Source organism: Halolamina salina (genome assembly GCF_042678005.1).
Lineage (GTDB): Archaea > Halobacteriota > Halobacteria > Halobacteriales > Haloferacaceae > Halolamina > Halolamina salina.
On sequence record NZ_JBHUDH010000077.1, the window covers coordinates 1 to 816 of the forward strand.

The window sequence follows — 816 nt, forward strand, 5'->3', positions numbered from 1 at the left end:
AGTGCGACCGGAAATCGGGCGGCGGCGTCGCTGGTGAGTCCGAGCGCGAACAGCCGTCGGCCGACGACGTAGAGGAACGGCCCGCCGGCGACGGGGCGGTACTCGTAGACGCCCGTCTCGAGCGATCGGAGCGCCCAGTAGCCGACCCGGGCCTCGTCCCAGTGGAACGGGCGCGTCCCGAGGCCGACCAGCCGGGCGAGGAGCGCCAGCGCCGCCAGCGCGACGACGCCCCGCTCGACCCGATCGAGTCGGCGCATGGCCGTCCCTGTCGCGCGCTGTGGCAAGAAGGTTCGGAAGCGTATTGGTCGGGGGACCGTTCGGAAGCGGCCCCGCCGCGAGGGACCGTTCGGAAGCGCCTTCTACGCGAGCCCTAACTGTCGACTATGAGCGTGCTCGACTCCCTCCCGGATCGCCCGCTGACCGACGCCGAACTCGCCTCGCTGAACCACTCGGATGCGCTCGACATCGCCGTCGACGTGGCCGACCGCGAGGGCGCCGGTGCGGGGGCGATCGCCGGGCTGCTCCTCGCGACCGAGGACTGGGTGAAGGGGCTGGTCTACGAACGGGACGGCTGGCGCGTCGTGGAGACGGAGGCGCTGGGCGACGGCGAGAACGAGCGCTACGAGGGGATGCAGACGTGTGAGTCGGCGGTTCGGGCGGCACTCGACTGAACCGGGGTTTCTAATCCCTCCCGCCCGATCCTCCCCACGAGATGTACGACGACATCCTCGTTCCCACCGACGGAAGCCCCGCCGCGACCGACGCGATCGATCACGCCGTCTCGCTGGCGGAGACGTACGGCGCCACCATCCAAGC

At 71.0% G+C, this 816-nt stretch carries 2 protein-coding genes and 1 pseudogene; 2 read left to right on the top strand and 1 reads right to left on the bottom strand.

From position 1 onward, the window contains the following. Positions 1-257, bottom strand: a pseudogene (locus tag ACFR9S_RS07955) (flippase activity-associated protein Agl23); the annotation flags it as partial. 126 nt (positions 258-383) lie between these two features. Here ACFR9S_RS07955 and ACFR9S_RS07960 point away from each other — a divergent pair. Together ACFR9S_RS07960 and ACFR9S_RS07965 are read left to right on the top strand one after the other, a co-directional pair. Then, the gene (locus ACFR9S_RS07960) at positions 384-671 is read left to right on the top strand and encodes a hypothetical protein (RefSeq protein ID WP_379732626.1); all 288 of its coding nucleotides are present in this window, start codon (positions 384-386) and stop codon (positions 669-671) included. Between the two features lie 41 nt (positions 672-712). Further along, the coding region (locus tag ACFR9S_RS07965; RefSeq protein ID WP_379818391.1) for a universal stress protein at positions 713-816 on the top strand (104 nt) is incomplete at its 3' end.